We start from the raw sequence: 17941 nt of genomic DNA on the forward strand, positions 1-17941 counted from the left end.
CCCCGCGGACCCCCGCGGGGCGCTCCTGCGTACCCCGGAACCGCCGGCACCGGGCGCACCTGGCCTGCCGGCGCAGGGACGACCTGTCGTGACCCCCGCGTCCCCGGAGGCCGCCGGCATGCCCACTCCCGGCAGCACTCCCGTTTCCGACGGCACTCCCGTTTCCGACGGCCAGGGTCCGATCGGCACGCCCGTGCCCGCGGACGCGCGCGCCGCCGCAACGGGTACGCCCGCCGCGTCGGGCTCCCCGGCCGGCAGCCAGGGCCCGCCCGCGCCCTCCGGGGGCCACGGCCCGACCGACGTGCCCGCCGGCTCCGGACCCGAGCACTCCCAGCCGTCCGCCACGGAGCCCGGTCCGCACCGGCCGCGCCCCGCGCCCGAGGCCGCAGAGGCCAAGGCCGGCACCGAGGCCACCGGCCACCAGGGCGGCAAGGACCGTCGTACGGGCCAGAGCCCGCCGGCGCCCGGGACGCCCATGCCGATGCGCCGGGACGGCGACCGGCTGCGCTTCGTGGGGGCCGCCACCCGGCGGATCGCCCGCGGCATCGACCTCGACGAGATCGTGATGGGGCTGTGCCGGGCCACAGTGCCGACCTTCTCGGACGCGATCCTCGTCTATCTGCGCGATCCGCTGCCGGTGGGCGACGAACGGCCCACCGGGCCCGTCGTGCTGCGGCTGCGGCGCACCGACCGGATCCCGGAGGACCGGGACACCGAGGGTTTCCTGCTGCCCGCGCTGCAGCCCGAGCCCGACCTCGGGATCACCGCCGAGCTGTGCACCGTACGGCCCGGCGGCGCGCTGAACGAGGTGCTGCGCGGCGTGCGGCCCGTCTTCGCGGACGCGCCCGCCGCGCGGGCCGCGCTGCCCGAGCTGATCGGCGACAACCTGACCGTGCCCGGCGGCCAGCGCGCGATCCTCGCGCCGCTGCGCGGCCGTCGGCGGGTGATCGGGGCCGCGCTGTTCCTGCGCCGCCCCGACCGGCCCGCCTTCGAGACCGACGACCTGCTGGTGGCGGCCCAGCTCGCCACGCACAGCGCGCTCGGCATCGACAAGGCCGTGCTGTACGGGCGCGAGGCGTACATCGCGGACGAACTGCAGCGCACGATGCTGCCCGAGACCCTGCCGCGCCCCACGGGTGTGCGGCTGGCGTCCCGTTATCTGCCGGCCGCCGAGACGGCCCGGGTCGGTGGCGACTGGTACGACGCGATTCCGCTGCCGGGCAGCCGGGTCGCCCTCGTCGTCGGTGACGTCATGGGCCACTCCATGACCTCCGCGGCGATCATGGGCCAGCTGCGGACGACCGCGCAGACCCTCGCGGGGCTCGACCTGCCGCCGCAGGAGGTCCTGCACCACCTGGACGAGCAGGCCCAGCGGCTGGGCACCGACCGCATGGCGACCTGCCTGTACGCGGTGTACGACCCGGTCGCGCACCGCATCACCATCGCCAACGCGGGCCATCCCCCGCCGGTCCTGCTGCACCTGGGCGGCCGGGCCGAGGTCCTGCGCGTACCGCCGGGCGCCCCCATCGGCGTAGGCGGCGTGGACTTCGAGGCGGTCGAGCTGGACGCGCCCGCCGGCGCCACCCTGCTGCTCTACACCGACGGTCTGGTCGAGTCACGGCTGCGTGACGTGTGGACCGGGATAGAGCAGCTGCGCGAACGGATCGCGGCCACCGCGGCGTTGACCGGGCCCGACCATCCGCCGCCCCTTGAGGCGCTGTGCGACGAGGTGCTCGACATGCTCGGCCCGGGTGACCGGGACGACGACATCGCGCTGCTCGCCGCCCGCTTCGACGGCATCGCGCCGAGCGATGTCGCGCTGTGGCACCTGGACCCCGAGGACTCGGCGCCCGGCCGGGCCCGCCGGCTGGCCCGCAAGGCGCTGGCCCGCTGGGACATGGAGGACCTCACGGACTCCGTGGAGCTGCTCGTCAGCGAGGTCGTCACCAACGCGGTGCGCTATGCCTCGCGGCCCGTCACGCTGCGGCTGCTGCGGACCGACGTGCTGCGCTGCGAGGTCGCCGACGACGTGCCGCAGTTGCCTCGGCTGCGCCAGGCCCGGGCCACGGACGAGGGTGGCCGCGGGCTCCTTCTGGTGAACAAGCTGGCCAAGCGGTGGGGGGCGACTCGGCTCAGCACGGGCAAGGTGGTCTGGTTCGAGCTGCCCCACGAGTAACCGTCCGGTTGGGTTCGCCGGGTGTGTGGGGGGGGCTCGGGTGGTTCTTTGGCCGCGGGTTGTGTGTGGCTGGGCGCGCAGTTCCCCGCGCCCCTTACGGGGCGCCCCCTTCTGCGGTTACTCGTCTCTCTGTGGGTCGTCCGGGTCTCCTGGTAGTTCTATGCCGCCGCCCGGTGATGACGGCGGTGGGCTGGTCGACGGGTCCGGTTCCTCGCTCGACGGGGTCCCCTCGGGGCTGCTCTCCGGCGGAGCGCTGCTCGTCGGCGGATCCGTCGTCGGCTCCTCGCTGGTCGGCTCGTTGGACGGGGTCGTCGGCGGCGTGGTGACCGTCGGTGTGTTGCTGGGCCTGACCGCCGCGCCCTGGTCCGTGTCCAGGTCGAACTTGGAAGTGTCGCCCATCACGCCGAAGGTGTACGTCGCCCAGATCTGGGCCGGGAAGCCACCGCCGTTGACCCGGCCGCCGCCGGCCGCGCCCTGCAGCGTGACCTGGCTGAACTCCTTGACCTTGACCGGCTTCTCCTCGCCGCAGCGGGTGGTGCCCGCCTTGGCCGCCTCGCCGAAGACTCCCACCGAGGTGACGAGCTTCGGCGTGTAACCGGTGAACCAGGCCGACTTGTTGCAGTCGGACGTACCGGTCTTGCCCGCGACCTGCTGGCCGTCCCGCGCCGGGTTGTCCCGTACGGACGTCTTGGCCGTACCGTCGTCGACCACGCCGGTCAGCACCGAAGTGACCGTGTCGGCGGCCTCGCGGCTGACGACCTGCTCGCCGATCGCGTCCGGGAACTCGACCGTGCGGTCCTTGTGCTCGACCGACTTCACGAGGGCCGGGGTGACCTTCCTGCCGTGGTTGTCGAGAGTCGCGTAGACACCGGCCATCTGCATCGGGCTCGCGCCCATCGTGCCGAGGGTCTGGGCGGGCACCGACTTGACGTTCTCGACATCCATGCCGAGCTCGCCCGCGGTCTTGATGACCTGGTCCATGCCGACGTCGACGCCCATCTGCGCGAAGACGGAGTTGATGGACTTGTTCATCGCGGTCTGGACGGTGACGTCGCCGTAGTCGACGTCGTCCTCGTTCGGCGGGGAGAAGCCGACCTTCTTCCCGTCGTCGACGACGGGACGCTTGCTGGTGCCGTCGTAGATCGTGTTCGCGGTGATCGGCTGGTCGTCCTGGGTCGTGGCCTCCTCCTCGACGGCCGCGGCCAGGATCAGCGGTTTGAAGGTGGAGGCGGGCTGGTAGTCGGAGCGTGTCGCGTTGTTCGTGTAGTGCTTCACGTAGTCGACACCGCCGTACATCGCGACGACGCCACCGGTCTTCGGGTCGACGGACACCGCGCCGGCCTGGACATCGGCGTCGATGTCCCGCTTCTTGGCGTCGAGTTTGCTCGTCAGCTGACCCTTGACGGACTTCTCCAGCTGGGCCTGCTTCTTCCTGTCGATGTTCAGCGTGATGGTCCAGCCGCCCGCCTTGACCATGGTCGCGGCTTCCTCCAGGTCGTCCGCCGTCCCCTTCGCGACGAGCTGCCTCATCAGCGCGTTGTCGGCGGCGTCCACCATGTAGCCGGCCTGTCCCTCCATACCGGGCGCGCCCTTGGGGGCCTTCGGCACGGGGAACTTCATCCCGTCGCGCTTGCTGGAGCTCAGCCAGCCCTCCTCCACCATGTTGTCCAGGACGTAGTTCCAGCGGGCGGTGACGAGCTTCTTGCTGGTGTCGCTCGCGACCGCCCAGTCGTACTGGCTGGGGGCCTGGAGCAGCGCGGCGAGATACGCGCCCTGCGCGACCGAGAGCCGGTCGGCGTCGACGCGGTAGTACGCCTGCGCGGCGGCCTGGATGCCCCACGCGTTACGGCCGTAATAGCTGGTGTTGATGTAGCCCGCGAGGATGGCGTCCTTGGACTTCTGGCGGTCCACCTTCAGCGAGATGACCAGTTCCTTCAGCTTGCGCGTGACGGTCTGGTCCTGGGTGAGGTAGTAGTTCTTCACGTACTGCTGGGTGATCGTCGAGCCACCCTGCTTGCCCTTGCCGGAGAGCGTGTTGACCAGACCGCGGGCCGTGCCCTTGAAGTCGACGCCGGCGTCGTCGTAGAAGGACTTGTTCTCGGCGGCGACGAAGGTCATCCGGACGCCCTTGGAGACCTGGTCCAGGTCGACCAGTTCACGGTTCACCTCGCCGTCGCGGGCGAGCGTCGAGCCGTCGCTGTACTTGTAGATGTTGCTCTGCTGCACCGCGGCCGCGTTCCCCTTGGGGACGCTGATCATCAGGTAGAGCACCACGAAGGCGCCCATCACGAGGAGACAGAGGCCGAAGAACGTGCCGAGGATCTTCTTCCAGGTGAAGAGGCGGCGTATACCGGTCTTACCGCCGGCCTTGGCACCGGTCTTGCCACCGGTCCTGCCGCCCGTGGCGCTCCCCGCGTGGCTGGTCGCATTGCTGCTTGCGGTACTGCTCGCGGTGCCGCCCGCGTTGGACGAGCGTTTCGGCGCGCCGCGGTGGCTACCACGCTGCCGCGCTCGTCTCTCATCCGCTCGTCCCATGGGTCCGTCCGTCGCTTCCGTCTCTCGTGTCTCACAGGTTCGTCGCTCAGGTCAGCTCAGAAAACTAACACCGCGTTCAAGGACAAACGCCGGTCGATCCGGCCTTTTACGGACGTGACAATCAGCACCTTCTCTATGGAACCGACGATCCGGGGGCATGGAAGGTTGCTGTGCCGAGTAATGTGATATCGGTTAGATAGCTCTGCGGCAGAGGCCCGCGCCGTCCGGCGACCGGGCACCGCAGCCCGTCCTGAACCCGGGAGCCCTCCACCAGTGACCTCGACTCCGGAGGAGACTCCTCCGCGGCGACCGCGACCGACGCAGCAGTCGGCGCAGCAGCGCAAGCAGGTGCTGTTGCGGCTGGATCCACTCGTGTACGAGGCCCTTGCGCGGTGGGCCGGTGACGAGTTGCGGTCCGCCAACGCGCAGATCGAGTTTCTGCTGCGGCGGGCGCTCGGGGAGGCGGGGCGGCTGCCCGGCGCGGCCGGGCCGATACCTCGCCGGGGGCGGCCGTCGAATTCCGGCCAGGCCGAGGAGTAGCGCGGCCGTCTTTGGCCGCGGGTCCGTGGGGGCTGGTCGGCAGTTCCCCGCGCCCCTTACGGGGCCCGGGCTCTGTGTAGTCACGAAACCGTGACAATCGCTCTTGACCTGCCGGTTCGCACCCTTCACAGGCAGCTCTACACAGTGCGTATACATGCCGTGTATACCCGCTGTGTAGAGTGCTCCGCATGTCCATCGGTCACACCCTCCTAGGGCTCCTGGAGTCCGGGCCCCGTCACGGTTACGACCTGAAGCGGGCCTTCGACGAGAAGTTCGGTCACGACCGGCCGCTCCACTACGGCCAGGTCTATTCGACGATGTCCCGGCTGTTGAAGAACGGCCTCGTGGAGGTCGACGGCATCGAGTCCGGCGAAGGACCCGAACGCAAGCGGTACGCGATCACCGAGGCGGGCGTCACCGACGTCCAGCGGTGGCTCGCGACGCCGGAGAAGCCGGAACCGTATCTCCAGTCGGTCCTCTACACGAAGGTCGTCCTCGCGCTTCTGACGCACCGGGACGCCTCCGACATCCTCGACACGCAGCGCTCGGAGCACCTGCGCATGATGCGCATCCTCACCGACCGCAAGCGCAAGGGCGATCTCGCCGATCAGCTGATCTGCGACCACGCCCTCTTCCATCTCGAAGCCGACCTGCGGTGGCTGGAACTCACCGCCGCGCGCCTCGGCAAACTCGCAGAGGCGGTGACCCGATGACCCCCGCAGGCTCTTTGCTCGTGGCCCACGACCTGCGCAAGGCGTACGGCCCCACCCATGCCCTCGACGGCGCGGAGTTCTCCATCCACCCGGGCGAGGTCGTCGCCGTGATGGGCCCCTCGGGCTCCGGCAAGTCGACCCTCCTGCACTGCCTCGCCGGCATCGTGACGCCCGACTCGGGCTCGATCACGTACAACGGCCACGAGATGGCGACGATGAACGACTCCCGGCGCAGCGCGCTGCGGCGCTCCGAGTTCGGCTTCGTCTTCCAGTTCGGCCAGTTGGTGCCGGAACTGACCTGCGTCGAGAACGTGGCGCTGCCGCTGCGGCTGAACGGCACCTCCCGCAAGGAGGCCGAGCGCACCGCTCTGTCGTGGATGGAGCGCCTGGAGGTCGACGACCTGTCGGGCAAGCGGCCCGGCGAGGTCTCCGGCGGCCAGGGCCAGCGCGTCGCCGTGGCCCGTTCCCTGGTCACCAGCCCGCGGGTGCTGTTCGCCGACGAGCCCACCGGCGCCCTCGACTCGCTCAACGGCGAGCGCGTGATGGAGCTGCTCACGGACGCCGCGCGGTCCGCCAACGCGGCCGTCGTCCTCGTCACGCACGAGACCCGGGTGGCCGCGTACTCGGACCGCGAGATCGTCGTACGCGACGGGAAGTCCCGGGACATGGAGCGCGTCGTATGACCGCCCGCCCGTCACCCGCCGCCGCCCCGCCCGCGGCTCCCCCGGAGCCGACCGCCTGGGAACCTCAGGCCGAGGCCCCCAGGTTGCGGCAGTGGTCCAGAGACCTGGCCATGGGCACCAAGTTCGCGTTCACCGGCGGCCGTGAGGGCTGGGTACGTGTCCTGCTCACCGGTGTCGGCGTGGGGCTCGGTGTGGCGCTGCTGCTGCTCACCACCGCGATCCCGAGCGCGATGCAGGCACGCTCCGACCGCGAGAACGCGCGCACGGACATGCAGTTCGGTACCACCGAGCCGGCCAAGTCCGACAAGACGGCGCTCGTCGCCAACGTCGACACCGAGTTCCACGGCCTGGACGTCCGTGGCCGCCAGTTGGAGCCGGAGGGCATACGGGCGCCGCTGCCGCCCGGCGTGCAGAAGTTCCCCGCGCCGGGCGAGATGGTCGTGTCCCCCGCGCTCAAGAGCCTGCTGGAGTCCAAGGACTCCCGGCTGCTGCGCGAGCGGCTGCCGTACCGCGTCACCGGAACCATCGGGGAGAGCGGCCTGATCGGCTCCGCCGAACTCGCCTACTACGCGGGCGCCCAGGGCCTGGCCAAGTACAAGGACGACGTCTCCGGCGTGACCCGCATCGACACCTTCCAGGGGGAGCCGCAGCCCTCGGAGGAGTTGGACCCGGTCCTTCTCCTGCTCGTCCTGACGGTCTTCGTGGTGCTGCTGATGCCGGTCGGCGTCTTCATCGCCGCGGCCGTACGCTTCGGCGGCGAGCGGCGCGACCGCAGGCTCGCCGCGTTGCGGCTGGTCGGCGCCGACGGCCGGATGACCCGCAGGATCGCCGCGGGCGAGGCGCTCTCCGGGGCCCTCGTCGGACTGGTCTTCGGTACCGGGTTCTTCCTGATCGGCCGCCAGGCCGCCGGTTCCGCCGAGCTTTTCGACATCAGCGTCTTCCCGAGCTACCTCAACCCGACGCCCGTACTCGCCGTCCTGATCGCCGTCGCGGTGCCGGCGGCCGCGGTCGCGGTGACGCTGCTCGCGCTGCGCGGAGTGGTCATCGAACCGCTCGGCGTGGTGCGCACGGCCAGGCCCGCGCGGCGCCGGCTGTGGTGGCGGCTGCTGCTGCCGCTGGGCGGCCTCGGCCTGCTCGCCCCGATGATCGGCAAGGGCAACGACAACGGGGACTTCAACGAGTACATGGTGACCAGTGGGGTCATCCTGCTCCTCGTCGGCATCACCGCGCTGCTGCCGTGGATCGTGGAGGCCGTCGTGGCCCGGCTGAACTCGGGCTCGGTCTCCTGGCAACTGGCCGTGCGCAGGCTCCAGCTGAGCAGTGGCACCGCGGCCCGCATGGTCAACGGCATCGCGGTGGCGGTGGCCGGCGCGATCGCCCTGCAGATGCTGTTCGCCGGCGTCCAGAGCGACTACACGAAGTCCACCGGCCAGGACCTCTCGCGGGCCGAGATACAGATGTCCGTGCCGCACACCGTCTCCGTCGACGACGCCCGGCAGAAGCTGGTCGACACCCGCGGTGTGCTCGACGCCGTCGTGCTGTCCGACTCCACGTTGGGGGTGCGCGGGAAGGACCCCGACACGTCCGTGATGCTCACCGTCGGCAGCTGCGCCGCGCTGCGCGAGGCGGCGAAGCTGCCCTCGTGCCGCGAGGGCGACGCGTTCGCCGTGCAAGGTGTCGAGTACGACGAGGCCACCCCGGAGCTCGCCGAACCGGGCCGGAAGCTCTTCGTCGACCCCAGCTACGAAGGCGACGACCAGGGCGCGGAGGTCCCCTGGACGGTGCCCCGGGACGTCAAGAAGGCCGAGCCGCGCAAGGACCCGTCGGGTTGGGAACGGGGCGGATTCCTGATCACCCCGAGCGCGCTGCCCGCCGCCGCGGCCTCGGCCGCCGACGCGCAGATCTACCTCAAGCTCGACCTGACGGTCCCGGACGTGCGCGACCTGGTGCGCAACACCGCGGCCGAGATCGACCCGCTCACGAACCCCACGACGTACACGTCGAGTGAGCGGTCCGAGCGTTTCGACTCCATCCGCACCGGGCTGTTCGCCGGCGCGGCCTGTGTCCTCGCGCTGATCGGGGCGAGCCTGCTGGTCTCCCAGCTGGAGCAGCTGCGCGAGCGCAAGAAGCTGCTCTCCGCGCTGGTCGCCTTCGGTACCCGGCGCCGCACCCTGAGCCTGTCGGTGCTGTGGCAGACCGCGATCCCGGTGGCGCTCGGCCTGGTCCTCGCCTCGGTGGTGGGCCTCACCCTGGGCGTGGTCCTGCTGAAGATGACGGACACCGCGGTGGCGGTGGACTGGCCGAGTGTGCTCGCGATGACGGGCATCGGCGCGGCGGTCGTCCTGGTGGTGACGGCACTCAGCGTGCCACCGCTGCTGAGGCTGATGCGCCCGGACGGCCTGCGTACGGAGTAGCGCGCCGCGAGCCGGAATGCCGGGATGCCTCTTCCTGATCGTCTGTGCCACGATCGGGAAGAGGCATCCCGGCATGAGGGAGCCTCCGACATCCCACAAGGGTGTTACAAGGGTGTCTCCTCGCCGCAAGGAAGGCTGGCCATGTCGCTCGACGCGCTGAAGTCCGCGATTCCGGACTACGCCAGGGACCTTCGGCTGAACCTCGGTTCGGTGATCGGCGACTCCGGGCTTTCGCAGCAGCAGCTGTGGGGCACGGTGCTGGCCTGCGCCATCGCCTCGCGGTCGCCCGAGGTGCTGCGCGAGCTGGAGGAGGAGGCCAACGCGAAGCTCTCGCCCGAGGCCTACACGGCGGCGAAGACCGCGGCGGCGGTCATGGCGATGAGCAACGTCTTCCACCGCACACGGCACCTGCTCTCCGACCCGGCATACGGAACGCTGCGGACCGGGCTGCGGATGAACGTGCTGGGGAACCCGGGTGTGGAGAAGGTCGACTTCGAGCTGTGGTCGCTCGCCGTCTCCGCGATCAACGGGTGCGGGGCGTGCCTCGACTCGCACGAGCGGGTGCTGCGCTCGGCGGGGGTCGACCGGGAGACGGTCCAGGAGGCGTTCAAGATCGCGGCGGTGGTGCAGGCGGTGGGGGTGACGCTGGACGCGGAGGCGGTGTTGGCGCAGTAGCTGCGCCGGCCGCCCCGGTGAACAGGGCGGAAAGACGGCGAGGCATCCGCCGGGAGCGTCTCCCGGCGAACGCCGGACAGACCCGTGCCCTTCCGCGCTCCCAGCGGATGGAGGAGCGGGCGGATCGTCATTCAACGCGTATGTCCTTTCCGGTTACGGCGGTAGGCGAGAACCGCTAGCGCCACAAGACAGCCGATCAACACGGCCATGCAGGTGAACAGGAGTGGATTGATCCAACCGCTCACGAGTTCCTTCTGCTCACCGTTGTCCCAGTGGCAGGTGGCGACCAGCGGAAAGCTGCCGCTCTCGTAGCGGTCGAGGTATACGGCTGGGTCCCTGTCGAAGAAGTCGCGACAAGCGTGCGAAGGGAAGGCGAAGAAGACCTGGGACCAGCCGAGCAGGTAGCACAGGGTTCCTGTAGCGGTGGACGCCTTGACCAGGCTGAGTAGGCGTCGGCCCTTCTGCATACGAATGAAGACCGACCCGAAGCCCACAAAGAGCACCGCCAGGATCCAGGAACCCATCAGGCCGTGCCGTCAGTGAACAACTTGACGTGGTTGGACTTCATCCTGACCTGGCTGCGGGACTCATCGATGGGTGCTCCGGTTCACTCAGGAACGGCTGCATAACAGCGTGGGCGCTCCGCATGTCGTGGCGCGTGGAGAGCCCAACTGTCACTCACCGCCCGCGCCTAGGACCTGTCCGGTCCTAGGTGGAAGCGGCAGACGCGAACCCCTTCAGGACGGTGACGGGTCGGAGGGAGGCCTCTCCACCGGTGCCGCCCCCACCGCCGTCGCCCCCCGCGGCGCCGCCGCGTACCGCAGTGCCGTCTCACGCGAGTGCGAACGCAGGTAGCCCACCACCGTGTTGGTCACCGCGACGAGCGGGACCGCGACCACCGCTCCCCCGATGCCCGCGACCATCCCTCCCGCCGCCACGGAGAGGACGACGGCGAGTGGATGGACCCGTACCGCGCGGCCGAGGATGAACGGCTGGAGGATGTGGCCCTCGATCTGCTGGACGGCCAGCACGACCACCAGGGCCATGACCGCCGTGAAGACGCCCTGTGTCACGAGCGCGACCACCACCGCGAGCGCCCCGGAGATGACGGCACCGACCAGCGGGATGAAGGCTCCCAGGAAGATGAAGACGGCGAGCGGGACAGCCATCGGGACGTCGAGGAAGAAGATGCCGAGGCCGATGAAGATCGCGTCGATCAGAGCGACTATCACCGTGCCGCGGACGTAGGCCGTCAGCGTGCGCCAGGCGCGCGGGCCCGCCCCCGCCACACCCGGCCGCGCCGCCGCCGGGACCAGCTTGAGTGTCCACTCCCAGATGCGCTTGCCGTCGTAGAGAAGGAAGAGCGTGGAGAACATCGTGAGGAGGATGCCGGTGAGCGCCTCGACGATGACGGTGACGCCTTCGAGCCCCGCGGACGTGATCTCGTCGGTGTTCGCCCCGACCGCCTCGCGCAGGCTCTTGGCGATGTCCTTGATCTGGTCCTCGGTCACATGGAACGGGCTGTCCAGCAGCCACCGCTGAAGCTCGTCGATGCCGTCCTGGACCTGGTTGGCGAGGTTGTCGACGTTCTCCATGACCTGCCAGACCACGAACCATCCGACCAGCCCCATGACCGCGAAGCCGAGGACCGCGGTGAGCGCGGTGGCGAGCCCGCGCGGCACCCCGTACCCGCGCAGCCGGGCGACGGTGGGCTGGAGCAGCGCGGTGATGAGCAGGGCGGCGACGAAGGCCAGGACGACCAGTTGTACGGCGCTGATGACGCGCATCAGCACCCAGACGGTGCCCGCGAGGACGAGCAGCCGCCAGCCGGCCTCGGCGGCGACCCGTACGCCCCAGGGAACGGCGGCGGCGGGATCGGGCCGAACGGCGCCGATCATGCCCTCGGGAGAGGACTGCGACGAGGGTGAGGGCAAGGGCGAAGTCGGGGCCGATGACAACGACGATGACGACGACGGAGCGTGCACACCGGCCGTTTCGTCCTTGCCGACGTGGTCGTCCCCGTGGTTCCTGTCGTTCCTGTCGTTCTCGTCGGCCTCTTCTGCGGCGGCGCGGCGCGCGTCCAGCCGCTCTCCGACTTCGGTGAGCCCGGCGCCGATTCGGCCGAGCCACCCTGGCAATCGCGACATGATCCGTCCTCTTCCCCCGTTGCTCCCCACCACTCCCCCCTGGAGTCGTCGGCATCGACCGTACATGGCAGAAGCCCCTCACCGTAGGACGGTGAAGGGCTCCGCGGGGTTGAGCCGAAACGGGCTCAGTAGTAGTTGTTGGCCTGCCAGAAGTCCCAGGCTCCGCACGGGCTGCCGTACCGGCCGTCCATGTAGCTGAGGCCCCACTTGATCTGGGTGGCCGGGTTGGTCGCCCAGTCGGCGCCGGCCGAGGACATCTTCGAACCCGGCAGCGCCTGCATCAGGCCGTACGCGTCCGAGGTCGGGTTGTCCGCCTGGTAGTTCCAGCTGGACTCGTGGTCGACGATCCGGCTGAAGCACGCGAACTGGTCCGCCGGAACGAGCTGGCGGGCCATCTCCTGGACTTCCGCGGCGGTGTACGAGGACTGCTTCGCGAAGCTGGACGCGTCACGGGTGGCCGAACGGCTGGCGACCTTCTCGGCATCCTCGCGTTTCTTCGCGTCCTTCGCTGCCTGCTCGGCCTTCTCCGCTGCCTTCTGCTTGGCGACCGCGTCCTTGGCCGCCTGCTTGCGCGCGGTGGCCTCGGCGTCCTTCTTGGCGGTCGCGTCCGCCGCGATGGCCTGGGAGTCGGCCTGCTGTGCCAGGGAGGCGGTCTGCACCTGCGCCTGCGCGCCCGCGGGTATGTCCGCGAGGAGCGTCGCGCCGCTCGCCGTTGCCTCGGCGTCATCGCTCGACGTGGCGGTGCTGCCCGAGGCGACACCCGTAACAGCGCCGACAGCGGTGACTGCGGTGGCCGAGGCCACTGCGAGCCCACGGACCGAAATCCGGCTCACACGGTTTCCTTCCAGCATCGACCGCTACAGGTGACCCTCGCGGACGCAATCTTGCCCCTGGCACTGGCCTCCCAACTGCGGGGTCACGGGAGGCACGGGCCCGGTGGGCAACTCCCCTGCGGGGAGCGCCGCATGGTGCTCGGGCGGCATACGACGGCGTTATGGAGTTCTGGTGTTCTTGCTGTGCTGTGCCGCTGGGGGTACAGGTGTGTCGTATGCGGGGCCTGACAGGAGTGAGACTCTGCCGCACCCCGGCGCCGGGAGGCAATTCCGTGTCGGGTGTGAAAGCTCACACTTCGTTTGTCCCAGGAGTTTTTCGGAAACGAGCACGCGCCAAGGCGCCGCCCGGCTAGGCTCTTCGCCTTCGCCGGACGGCGCCAACCAGCGTGTACCCACCACCCGTTGGACAGACGGGACCAGTCAGGACCACTCAGGACCAGTCAGTGCCAGACGGGGCAGGCGGGGGCAGGTGGTTCGGACTGTCTCAGATGTGTCCGTCCTCCAGCATTTCGGTCACAAGGGCGGCAATTCGGGACCGCTCGGACCTGGTGAGCGTGATGTGCGCGAAGAGCGGATGCCCCTTCAGCTTCTCCACGACGGCCACGACACCGTCGTACCGCCCGACCCTGAGGTTGTCCCGCTGGGCCACGTCATGGGTCAGAATCACCCGTGAATTCGAGCCGATTCGGGACAGAACGGTCAACAGGACGTTCCGTTCCAGGGATTGGGCCTCGTCCACGATCACGAACGCGTCGTGGAGGGAGCGGCCCCGGATGTGGGTGAGCGGCAGGACCTCCAGCATTCCGCGCGCGGTGACCTCCTCGATGACCTCGCGACTGGTGACCGCGGAGAGGGTGTCGAAGACCGCCTGCGCCCAGGGACCCATCTTCTCGGACTCGGAACCGGGCAGATAGCCGAGCTCCTGCCCGCCGACCGCGTACAGCGGCCGGAAGACCATCACCTTCTGGTGCTGGCGCCGTTCGAGCACGGCCTCCAGACCCGCGCACAGGGCGAGCGCCGACTTTCCGGTGCCGGCCCGGCCGCCCATGGAGATGATCCCGATGTCCGGGTCGAGGAGCAGATCCAGCGCGATGCGCTGCTCGGCGCTGCGGCCCTTGATGCCGAAGGCCTCCCGGTCGCCCCGTACGAGCCGCACGTTGCCCTCGGCCGTCACACGTCCCAGCGCCTTGCCGCGCTCGGACTGGATCATCAGACCTGTGTGAACGGGGAGGTCGGACGCCTCGGGGACGTACAGGCTCTCCTGTTCGAAGAGAAGGTCCACCTGCTCGCCGGGCAGCGTCAGTTCGGACATTCCGGTCCAGCCGGAGGAGCCCGTGATGGCGAGCTCCGCTCGGTACTCCTCGGCGAGGAGCCCGACCGAGGAGGCCTTGATCCGCAGCGGGAGGTCCTTCGACACGACCGTGACGTCGAACCCCTCCGCCTGCAGATTGCGGGCGACCGCGAGGATGCGGGAGTCGTTGTCCCCCAGGCGGTAGCCGCTGGGCAGCACGCTGGGGTCCGAGTGATTGAGCTCGACACGTACCGTCCCGCCCAACTCCCCGGTGGGGATGGGGGCGTCGAGGCGGCCGTACTTCACCCGGTAGTCGTCGAGCAGACGCAGGGCCTGCCGGGCGAAGTAGCCGAGTTCTGGATGGTGCCGCTTGGCCTCCAATTCCGTGACCACGACGATCGGCAGCACGACTTCGTGCTCGTCGAAGCGGTTCATGGCGTGCGGGTCGGCCAGCAGGACGCTGGTGTCGAGAACATAGGTGCGCCGGTCTGGCATACGGCGCTTTGTGCTGGTCACCACGGAAGGACGTACCCCCTCGGATGAGGTCGGGGAGCGACGGAGGAGAACTGGACCGGTTTCCGGCACCGATGCACGGGCCGAGAACCGGCCCTCCGCCTCGTCCGTACTGACCGCACGGTCGCGCTGGTGCAAAGGGCCTCCCGGGCGGACGGCCCCGTGCCGTCCGCTGAGATACGACACCCGTGGTTCGGGCGTCGACCTGGAAGCTTTATGCCCTCCAACAGGCAATGCCATGCCAGCACACATGACGGCGCCCTGGTGAACTCCTCATTACTTCCACCCCAAAGGACCAATTCACCGGCCCCGGCCCCGTCACGACCCGGAGGGGACGGAAGGGGATGCCGAGGGAACGGAAGGGGACCCGGAGGTACGGAAGGGGGACTCCTCAGCCGCCGAAGCGCCTGTGGCGGGCCGCGTAGTCGCGCATGGCCCGGAGGAAGTCGACCTTGCGGAAGGCCGGCCAGTAGACCTCACAGAAGTAGTACTCGGAGTGCGCCGTCTGCCAGAGCATGAAACCGGACAGCCGCTGTTCGCCGCTCGTACGGATCACGAGGTCGGGGTCGGGCTGGTCGCTGGTGTAGAGGTGCTTGCCGATCATGTCGACGTCGACGTTCTCGGCGAGGGTCTCCATCGAGGTGCCCTTGTCGACGTGGTCGAGGAGCATCGAGCGCACGGCGTCGGCGATCTCCTGCCGGCCGCCGTAGCCGATGGCGACGTTGACCAGTATTCCGTCGACGTGCGTGGTGGCCTCCTCGGCCTCCTTCAGCACGGTCTGCATCTGCGAGGGCAGGATGTCCGGCGTGCCCACGTGGTGCACGCGCCAGCGGCCGTCGGCGGCGAGGGAACTCACGACGTTCTCGATGATGCCGAGCAGCGGTACGAGTTCTTCCTCGGGGCGGTCGAAGTTGTCCGTGGACAACAGCCAGAGGGTGACGACCTCGACGTCGGTCTCGGAGCACCAGCCGAGGAACTCCTCGATCTTGTGGGCTCCGGCCCGGTGTCCCTGGGCGGCGGTGCTGCCGGCCGCCTTCGCCCAGCGCCGGTTGCCGTCCATGATGACCCCGATGTGCTTGGGCACCTGGTCGTGGTCAAGGTGGCCTTCCACCCTGCGTGCATAGAACCTGACCAGCAAGCGGCGCAGGTTGTCGCGCAGGTTCACGTTTTTGTCAGCCCCTCCGTGCAGATGGCAGTCCAGAGGCCGACACCCTACTCCCGCCGGAGCGCCCCTCCCCCTTGGGGTGCAAGGGCTCCCGGCCAACGGACGGGAGGCGAGCGAGGGCGGGTGCGCAGGGCCACAGCGGCTCTGGGGCGTACGCCGGGCGCGCGGGAGGGCACAAAAAAACGGGCCGGTCCGTGGGGGGGAGACGGACCGGCCCGAGGGGGGGTTTCCACCATAACCCTTCGTAAGTGATGCTGCGTACTTCGGCGTGACACAACTACTCTCCGGAGTTGCCCAGCGACGCCCGGATGGGTACGAAAGCGTTCATTCAGGGGTTGATCATGGCCGAATCACAGTGGATTCCAAGGCGATCGAGGAGAATCTGGAAAGAACCAGGGGGTTCGCGCGAGGATATGAGACCTTGGGCCATCCGCCTCGGACGTACGCCCCAAGGGTGACGCGGCCAGGGCGCGACAGCATTCCTCCCGTGTCCCACCCGTGCTCCGCCCGTGTTCCGCCCGTGTTCCGTGGGTCGGGCGGCGTGGCACCGCGCGACCCCCTCCGCCGCACGGTGCCGTCCCACGGAGCTTTGCTCGCGCGAATCACCTTGGTCTGAACCTATGTGACGGCGGTGGACGGAATGAGCCAATCTCCATAACAATGTGGAAACCCTGTGTCGATTTCCGGGACTTTCCCGGGTCGCACCGGTCCGCCCACCTAGGAATCGGCTATTCTCTGCCCGACTTCGGATATTTACAGACGTAATTTTCCCTATGCCCCGATCGCCCCATTCATCCGGTGGCGACAGGGGGCAGATGAGGGCGGCCCCTCGGGCGGAGTCCAGGATCGGACAGAGGACAGGATCCGGCAGAGGACAGGATCTGACCTGGTTCGCGTCTAGCGTCGCCGCCATGACACCGAGGATCACCTGGGACGAGGCGAGCGCGCGGCGATACGGGCGCCAGCTGCTGCGTACACCCGCACACTCCGGAACGTCCGTCGCCGCGGTCGTGTCCACGCTGCTCGCCGTGCACGCGCAGGTACTGTCGGCGGCCGAGCTCTCCGTGGCGCTGCGGCTCGACGGCTCGACCCGCCAGGACGTGCGGTCGGCGCTGTGGGACGACCGGAGCCTGGTGAAGACGTACGGCCCGCGGGGCACGATCCATCTCCTCACCGCCGACGAACTCCCCTTCTGGAGCGCTGCCTTGACCGCCGTGCCGGGCCGTACGACCCCGCATCCGGCGGTGCGTATGACGTCCGGGCAGCAGGAGCAGGTCGTCGCCGCGATCGGCGACGCCCTCGACGGACGGCAGCTGACCATCGACGAGCTGTCCGAGGAGGTCGTGGCCCGCACCGGTCCCTGGGCCGGGGACCTCGTACTGGAGGCCTTCCAGGGCAAGTGGCCGCGCTGGCGCCAGGTGATGCACCGCGCGGGCCAGTTGGGCGCGCTGTGCTTCGCCCCCAACCGGGGCCGCAAGGCCACCTACACCCGCCCACCGCGCTTCGCCCCGCTCCCCGCGGACGAGGCTCTCGCCACACTCGTACGCCACTATCTGTACGCGTACGGCCCCGCAACGCCGCAGCACTTCGCCAAGTGGGCCGCAGCGCCCCGGGGCTGGGCCGCCTCCCTCTTCGCCTCCCTCTTGGCCTCGCCGGCCTCCTCCGGCGGGATCGAGGAGGTCGACTTCGAGGGGGAGCGCGCCTGGGTGGTGGCGGGCGACACGGACTTCCCCACCGAGGGCGTACGGGGCGTGCGGCTCCTCCCCTACTTCGACGCGTACGCCGTCGCCGCCCAGCCGCGCGAACGGATGGTCGCGGCCACCATGCCGAGTGCGTAGCGGTGTTCGATCCGCTCGACGAAGAGCTGCGTCGGGGCCTTCGTACGGGACGCCTCCTCGACGAGGGCGACGACTCGCGCGATGACCGTGTCGGAGGGGTCGTGCTCGACACGGACGCGCAGGGCCCCGGTCCCGTTCAGGGTGCTGGCGAAGACCTCGTCGCCCACGGCCTTCGGAACGGGGAGGGGTTCGCCGGTGATGGTCGCCTGGTCGATGTCGCTCACGCCGTCGAGGACGCGGCCGTCGGCTCCGACGCGCTCCCCCGGGCGCACCAGGACCACGTCCCCGATGGCGAGCCGGCCGGCCTCGACCGTCTCCTCCTCGCCGCTCACGGGGTGTAGACGGGTGGCGGTCGGGGGTGCCAGACCGAGGAGGCCGCGGACGCTGTCCTCGGTGCGGGCGGTGGCCAGGGCCTCCA

At 69.7% G+C, this 17941-nt stretch carries 12 protein-coding genes and 2 pseudogenes; 7 read left to right on the forward strand and 7 right to left on the reverse strand.

Features of this window, described 5'->3' with window-relative positions:
- On the forward strand, positions 1 to 2176 hold a 2176-nt coding region (locus tag AOK01_RS29360), incomplete at its 5' end, for an ATP-binding SpoIIE family protein phosphatase (protein ID WP_055516992.1).
- A gap of 117 nt (positions 2177 to 2293) precedes the next feature.
- Here the strand turns inward: AOK01_RS29360 and AOK01_RS29365 are convergent.
- A complete protein-coding gene (locus tag AOK01_RS29365) occupies positions 2294 to 4711 on the reverse strand; it encodes a transglycosylase domain-containing protein (protein ID WP_055516972.1) in 2418 nt (805 codons plus the stop codon).
- 273 nt (positions 4712 to 4984) lie between these two features.
- Here AOK01_RS29365 and AOK01_RS29370 point away from each other — a divergent pair, with 273 nt between their 5' ends.
- The 5 genes from AOK01_RS29370 (at position 4985) to AOK01_RS29390 (ending at position 9736) form a co-directional block, all read left to right on the forward strand.
- Complete coding sequence (locus tag AOK01_RS29370) at positions 4985 to 5251, forward strand: type II toxin-antitoxin system antitoxin (RefSeq protein WP_055516974.1); 267 nt, start codon at positions 4985 to 4987, stop codon at positions 5249 to 5251.
- A 188-nt stretch (positions 5252 to 5439) separates the two neighbouring features.
- Positions 5440 to 5964, forward strand: a complete 525-nt coding sequence (locus tag AOK01_RS29375) for a PadR family transcriptional regulator (protein WP_055516976.1) — start codon at positions 5440 to 5442, stop codon at positions 5962 to 5964.
- Positions 5961 to 6647 (forward strand): ABC transporter ATP-binding protein, encoded by a 687-nt coding sequence (locus tag AOK01_RS29380; RefSeq protein WP_055516977.1) that lies wholly within the window; start codon positions 5961 to 5963, stop codon positions 6645 to 6647. The genes AOK01_RS29375 and AOK01_RS29380 overlap by 4 nt, the downstream gene beginning before the upstream one ends.
- Before the next feature lie 110 nt (positions 6648 to 6757).
- Entirely contained in the window at positions 6758 to 9061 is a 2304-nt protein-coding gene (locus AOK01_RS29385) for an ABC transporter permease (protein ID WP_055516994.1), read from the forward strand.
- A gap of 141 nt (positions 9062 to 9202) precedes the next feature.
- Complete coding sequence (locus AOK01_RS29390) at positions 9203 to 9736, forward strand: alkyl hydroperoxide reductase (protein WP_055516979.1); 534 nt, start codon at positions 9203 to 9205, stop codon at positions 9734 to 9736.
- Positions 9737 to 9867: 131 nt separating this feature from the next.
- Here AOK01_RS29390 and AOK01_RS29395 read toward each other — a convergent pair whose 3' ends face one another.
- From AOK01_RS29395 to AOK01_RS29415, 5 genes are all read right to left on the reverse strand, one after another.
- Positions 9868 to 10260 (reverse strand): hypothetical protein, encoded by a 393-nt coding sequence (locus AOK01_RS29395; protein ID WP_055516981.1) that lies wholly within the window; start codon positions 10258 to 10260, stop codon positions 9868 to 9870.
- Between the two features lie 213 nt (positions 10261 to 10473).
- Entirely contained in the window at positions 10474 to 11883 is a 1410-nt protein-coding gene (locus AOK01_RS29400; RefSeq protein ID WP_055516983.1) for an AI-2E family transporter, read from the reverse strand.
- A 125-nt stretch (positions 11884 to 12008) separates the two neighbouring features.
- Positions 12009 to 12716 carry an aggregation-promoting factor C-terminal-like domain-containing protein gene (locus tag AOK01_RS29405; protein WP_055516985.1) on the reverse strand — a complete coding sequence of 236 codons (708 nt, stop codon included), beginning with the start codon at positions 12714 to 12716 and terminating at the stop codon, positions 12009 to 12011.
- Between the two features lie 484 nt (positions 12717 to 13200).
- Entirely contained in the window at positions 13201 to 14526 is a 1326-nt protein-coding gene (gene phoH2 / locus AOK01_RS29410) for an RNA 5'-3' helicase PhoH2 (RefSeq protein WP_055516987.1), read from the reverse strand.
- A 385-nt stretch (positions 14527 to 14911) separates the two neighbouring features.
- Entirely contained in the window at positions 14912 to 15685 is a 774-nt protein-coding gene (locus AOK01_RS29415; RefSeq protein ID WP_055516988.1) for an isoprenyl transferase, read from the reverse strand.
- A gap of 911 nt (positions 15686 to 16596) precedes the next feature.
- Between AOK01_RS29415 and AOK01_RS29420 the strand changes: the two are divergent.
- Positions 16597 to 17496 (forward strand): annotated as a pseudogene (locus AOK01_RS29420) (winged helix DNA-binding domain-containing protein); the annotation flags it as partial.
- On the opposite strand, the pseudogene AOK01_RS29425 reads toward AOK01_RS29420, so the two are convergent.
- Positions 17493 to 17941: pseudogene (locus AOK01_RS29425) on the reverse strand (P-type ATPase actuator domain-containing protein); the annotation flags it as partial. The pseudogenes AOK01_RS29420 and AOK01_RS29425 overlap by 4 nt on opposite strands.

It is taken from the genome of Streptomyces aurantiacus (genome assembly GCF_001418335.1).
In the GTDB taxonomy this organism is placed as follows: Bacteria; Actinomycetota; Actinomycetes; order Streptomycetales; family Streptomycetaceae; genus Streptomyces; species Streptomyces aurantiacus.

What these genes read in the sequence shown, in the direction of transcription:
- AOK01_RS29365 (WP_055516972.1), bottom strand. Translation starts at nt 4,711, where the DNA reads ATGGGACGAGCGGATGAGAGACGAGCGCGGCAGCGTGGTAGCCACCGC.
- AOK01_RS29375 (WP_055516976.1), top strand. Translation starts at nt 5,440, where the DNA reads ATGTCCATCGGTCACACCCTCCTAGGGCTCCTGGAGTCCGGGCCCCGT.
- AOK01_RS29380 (WP_055516977.1), top strand. Translation starts at nt 5,961, where the DNA reads ATGACCCCCGCAGGCTCTTTGCTCGTGGCCCACGACCTGCGCAAGGCG.
- AOK01_RS29385 (WP_055516994.1), top strand. Translation starts at nt 6,758, where the DNA reads ATGGGCACCAAGTTCGCGTTCACCGGCGGCCGTGAGGGCTGGGTACGT.
- AOK01_RS29390 (WP_055516979.1), top strand. Translation starts at nt 9,203, where the DNA reads ATGTCGCTCGACGCGCTGAAGTCCGCGATTCCGGACTACGCCAGGGAC.
- AOK01_RS29395 (WP_055516981.1), bottom strand. Translation starts at nt 10,260, where the DNA reads ATGGGTTCCTGGATCCTGGCGGTGCTCTTTGTGGGCTTCGGGTCGGTC.
- AOK01_RS29400 (WP_055516983.1), bottom strand. Translation starts at nt 11,883, where the DNA reads ATGTCGCGATTGCCAGGGTGGCTCGGCCGAATCGGCGCCGGGCTCACC.